Source organism: Microcoleus sp. LEGE 07076, assembly GCF_015207455.1.
GTDB lineage: Bacteria > Cyanobacteriota > Cyanobacteriia > Cyanobacteriales > Microcoleaceae > Microcoleus.
On record NZ_JADEWV010000327.1, the window covers coordinates 1 to 4,550 of the forward strand.

6 protein-coding genes are annotated in these 4,550 nt (G+C 46.6%); 4 read left to right on the forward strand and 2 right to left on the reverse strand.

Features of this window, described 5'->3' with window-relative positions; genetic code table 11:
- Nucleotides 1-439: PilN domain-containing protein (locus tag IQ270_RS28360; protein ID WP_368670147.1), on the reverse strand; the 439-nt coding region annotated here is incomplete at its 3' end.
- Between the two features lie 282 nt (nt 440-721).
- Entirely contained in the window at nt 722-1,816 is a 1,095-nt protein-coding gene (gene pilM / locus IQ270_RS28365; protein ID WP_193976463.1) for a type IV pilus assembly protein PilM, read from the reverse strand.
- Nucleotides 1,817-2,022: 206 nt separating this feature from the next.
- Between pilM and IQ270_RS28370 the strand changes: the two genes are divergently transcribed.
- From IQ270_RS28370 to IQ270_RS28385, 4 genes are all read left to right on the forward strand, one after another.
- On the forward strand, nt 2,023-2,229 hold the full coding sequence (locus tag IQ270_RS28370; protein WP_228056788.1) for a hypothetical protein: 207 nt from the start codon (nt 2,023-2,025) through the stop codon (nt 2,227-2,229).
- A gap of 76 nt (nt 2,230-2,305) precedes the next feature.
- A complete protein-coding gene (locus IQ270_RS28375; protein ID WP_193976465.1) occupies nt 2,306-3,592 on the forward strand; it encodes a sugar ABC transporter substrate-binding protein in 1,287 nt (428 codons plus the stop codon).
- A gap of 318 nt (nt 3,593-3,910) precedes the next feature.
- Nucleotides 3,911-4,168: a transposase family protein gene (locus IQ270_RS32485; RefSeq protein WP_193976466.1), complete on the forward strand. Its 258-nt coding sequence runs from the start codon at nt 3,911-3,913 to the stop codon at nt 4,166-4,168.
- 2 nt (nt 4,169-4,170) lie between these two features.
- Nucleotides 4,171-4,550 (forward strand): transposase (locus tag IQ270_RS28385; RefSeq protein ID WP_193976467.1); only part of this gene is annotated, 380 nt, incomplete at its 3' end.

Below are 4,550 nucleotides of genomic sequence, written 5' to 3' on the forward strand. Positions count from 1 at the left end.
GTGCTGCAACGGGAGAGGGGCTGGGGTCGATTTGCTCGATTTTGGCAATTTGCACTCCCCCCGGAGTGCGGGCACTCAGGTCTTGCAGCATCGCCGACCAAGGTTTGATTTGGTCGAATACTCCGGCTAATGCTTGGTATTCGGCGGTAATTTTGTTGGTTTCGGCGTTGATGGCTTTGATGGTACCGGCTTGAGTGTTTAACTTTGCCAGTTCTTGGTCGAGGGTTGCTTGTTCTGCAGCCAAGCTGGTGTTTTGGTTGGTCGCCCACCACCAGGCACCCATGACTGCGGCGTTGAGGCCGAAGGCAAACAGCAATGCGCCAATTAGGGGCAGTTGGTCTCTGCCTTGGCCGGAACTTCTTTTAGCTGAGCTTTTGGCTGCTGTGACTGGTTTGTAGTCCGGGCGGTCGTTGAGAAAATTAATATCTAGGCTGTACATGACTTCACTCGATTTTAGATTTTAATTTGCAATTTTAGATTTTAGACTGGACGGCAGATTGCGGGTAGAAGTGAAGGGTTTATTTAGGGAAGAAAGAAACTATTTTTGGCTTGTTTTGCGAAGGAAGTGGCTGCTTCTATTATCTCCGATATTCTGCCTTTTACGTTCTACCTTCTACGTCCAATATTCTACTTTCTGCATCAGGTGTGTTCTGAAGAAAGGAAGGGGCTTTTTCCTAAAATTCTCAAATCGGTTTTTCTACTATTATCTAAAACTGTTAGGTTACAGCACCTCCCTGAGTCCTAAACCTAGGGCGACTCCTAGGCCTGCTCGCTGTTCTGGGGTAATTTCTTGGTTGATTTCGAGTCCTAGGGTTTCGATGGGATCGACTTGAGATGCGGGCAAGCTTAATCTTTGCATAAAAAATTCGTCGAGTTTGCCGATCGCAGCTCCCGGGCCCGCTAGCAGCAGTTGCGCTACTTCGAGTTCTTCGCTCTGGTTGAGGTAAAAGTCTACTGAGCGGCGCAGTTCGTCTGCGAGTTCTCCCAATACTTTAATCATGGCATTTGTGCCTGGATTGGCGTCTCCCGATGCGCCCATTGTATCTGTTACTGGCAGGGTCATGCCTTGCAGTTCGGTGGTGTCTCTGGTGGGGGGCAGGTTCATGGCTTGGTTGAGGGCGGTCTGGATTTGGTAGGTGCCGATCGGGATGGTACGGTTAAATTGCGGTATGCCGTCCACTACTATAGCTAATTCGGTACTGTCAAATTCTATGTCGGTCAAGACGGCGGCTTCTTGGGATGAAAATTGTTGCAGTTGGTCTTTGAGGGTGCGGATCAGGGCAAAGCTGGTTACTTCTAGCACGTCTATGATCAGTCCGGCTTCTTTGAAGGTTTCGATGTATGTGTCGGTAACTTCTCTGCGGGTTGCTACTAACACGACTTGCACTTTTTCTACGCCGTCGTCATCTACAAATAAGCCGATTTTTTGATAGTCTACGTCGGCATCTTCTCTGGGAAATGGCAAGTACAGCCCTGCTTCTGCGTTCATGTAATCCCGCAGTTCTTCTTCGTTGAGTTCTGCGGGAACTGGAATTAGCCTGATGACGGCTTCGCGGCCGGGAATGGCTGTGGCTACTCGCTTGGCTTTGATTTTGTTTTCGGCGAGGATGGCGCGTATTAGTTCTGCCATTCCGGGCGGATCGACTATTTGCCCTTCTTGTACTATGTCTTCTGGTACTTCTATGGAGGCGAGGATGCCTAGTTTTAATGCCTGAGCTTTTTTTTCGAGTTGAATGATGTTGATGCGGTCTGGGGCTATTTCGATCCCGATTCCTGGCTGGCGTGGGGAAAGTAGATTTTTGAAAAAGTTAACCATAGGATTGGGTCGCCGGTAGTTGCTATTTTTTACGAGTTGTAGTTGGCCAGCCTGATTGGGCCGTTGGCTGTTGGGGGCTGATACCATTTTCGATTTGCGATTTTTTTGAATGACCCATCGGCCAACGGGTTTGGATTGCGGGCCGGCGACTTGCATTCTGTTTGAGAGATGGTATTAGTTCCCCTAACAGCAGGACTGCAATCTCGGTGTTCGCAGTGCTGCTGTTGGCTGTGCAGCGCTGCACTGTGTTTGTTGCCCGATCGCTAGTTCCGATTTTATGCTATCCAATTTACTTGACAATAGCTATTCTCCGGCGAATGTCAACAAATTTCAGCTCGATCGACCCAAAACCTGCCGGTGCGGCTGCAAAACCGACTCTCTCCCTCGCAGTGCTCTGGCGCAACAAAGATTAGAACTTGACTCTCTGGCTTGCTCGGCGGGCTGTGCTTTTTTTCTCTAACGGTTCCCATGATTCTGAAATTAAATTCTATGAAGCGTAAATCTTGGCAACTGTTTGCTATTTTTGGTCTGGTGGGGCTGCTGCTGGCTGCTGCTGTCAGTTGTAGTAGCAAACCGGCCGTTAATTCCGCGGCTAAGAATTCGGCAGAACTCGAGTTCTGGACTATGCAGCTTCAACCTCAGTTTACTGAGTATTTCAATAAGACGATCGCCGATTTTGAGAAGGAAAATCCGGCGGTGAAGGTGCGCTGGGTCGATGTTCCTTGGTCGGCGATGGAAAGTAAGATTTTGGGGGCGGTGGCGGCGAAAACGGCCCCGGATGTGGTGAACTTAAATCCTGATTTTGCTTCGCTGTTGGCGGGGCGCAATGCTTGGCTGGATTTGGATTCTCGAATTTCTGAGCAAGTGCGATCGCTCTATCTCCCCAATATCTGGAAAGCTAGCGTACTCGATGGCAAGACTTTTGGGATTCCTTGGTATCTCACAACTGGGGTGACAATTTACAATACGGATTTGTTTAAAAAAGCTGGAATTGCTAAGCCTCCGGCTACCTATGCTGAGTTGGCAACTGTTGCCAAACAGGTGAAGGAGAAGACTGGTAAGTTTGCTTTTTTTGCAACTTTTGTACCGGAAGATTCGTCGGAGGTTTTGCAATCTTTTGTGCAGATGGGTGTGCCTTTGGTTGACGCTAAAGGTAAGGCTGCTTTTAATACTGCTAAGGGGAAAGCTGTTTTTCAGTATTGGGTGGATTTGTACAATGCTGGACTTTTACCGCAGGATGTTTTGGTGCAGGGCCACCGCAGGGCGATCGAGCTTTATCAAGCTGGAGAAACTGCTTTGTTGGGTTCTGGGCCGCAGTTTTTAAAGGCGATCGCTGACAATGCTCCGACTGTCGGTGCTGTCTCGGCTTCTGCGCCTCAAATTACTGGCGAAACCGGCAAGAAAACTGTGGCGGTGATGAATTTGGTTGTGCCCCGCGACAGCAAGCGCCCCGACGATGCTGTCAAGTTTGCTTTGTTTCTGACTAATTCTCAAAATCAGTTGGCTTTTGCGAAGGCTGCTAATGTTTTGCCTTCTACGGTTGAGGCTTTGCAGGACTCTTATTTTAAGAGTGTTGCGGCTGATGCTGCTCCGAGCGATCGAGCTCGGATTGTCAGCGCTTCTGGCTTGGCGAAAGCTGAGCTTTTAATTCCCCCTCTCAAGGATGTTAAGAAGTTGCAAAAGGCGATTTATGACAATTTGCAGGCGGCAATGTTGGGGGAAAAATCGGTTGAACAAGCTGTGACTGATGCGGCGACGGCTTGGGATCAAAGGTAGTTTTTAATTGAGGTTAAAGAAACCGGGTTTTTACTTCGTCTGTTGCTAACAGCGATGGATTGTCGTAAAAAACCCGGTTTCTGACTGGCGATAAGTCCAAGAATATTGAAATTGGGGCGGTATTTTTTTTGGCGATCGCCCTTGCTTTTTTCGGCCACTTGACATATTATTAAATAATGGGAATCCGTGCCGTCATATAGCATAAATCTGCTTTTAAATGTAAGGTGCGTCGCCTCGCAGAACTTCAAATCATCGCGAAAAATTCGAGAGCTGGGAATCCGTGCCGTCATATAGCATAAATCTGCTTTTAAATGTAAGGTGCGTCGCCTCGCAGAACTTCAAATCATCGCGAAAAATTCGAGAGCGACGCACCCTACGCTTCGCTTTAAAAGACGGCATACTCAACGATACGAACAAAATATTTATGAGCGTGTTCAACAATCGAATATGCAGCAAATTGGGCGAGAAGAACAACTGAGCTATAAAGAAATAAAAGGAATATTTGAGCAGGTAATCAAGCTCAAAAAAAAACAACAAGTTGGAAGTCAGCTAAGCGAATCTCTATTGATGAAATAAGTATGCGAAAAGGTCAAGGAAAATTTGTCACTGTTGTTAGTGATATTTCTGAGGGTAATTTGATTGAAATGATTGACTCTCACCGTCAAGACGAAATCATTGAAGTTTTTATGACACAACCAATTGAGGTTCGTGAACAAGTTGAAGAAGTGAGCGTTGATATGTGGGGAGGATTCCCTAATGTCATCACAAAAGTATTCCCAAATGCCAAAATTGTTAGTGACCGTTTTCATGTAATGAAAGTTGTAAATCGAGATTTAAATAAATTGCGTACAGCAGCAGGAATTACCGATAGATGTAGTAAATATTTATTATTAAGTAATAGAGTAAATCTTAATCCTCTTCAGCTTGATAAATTAGAATTGACCTTAAAGAAATCAGA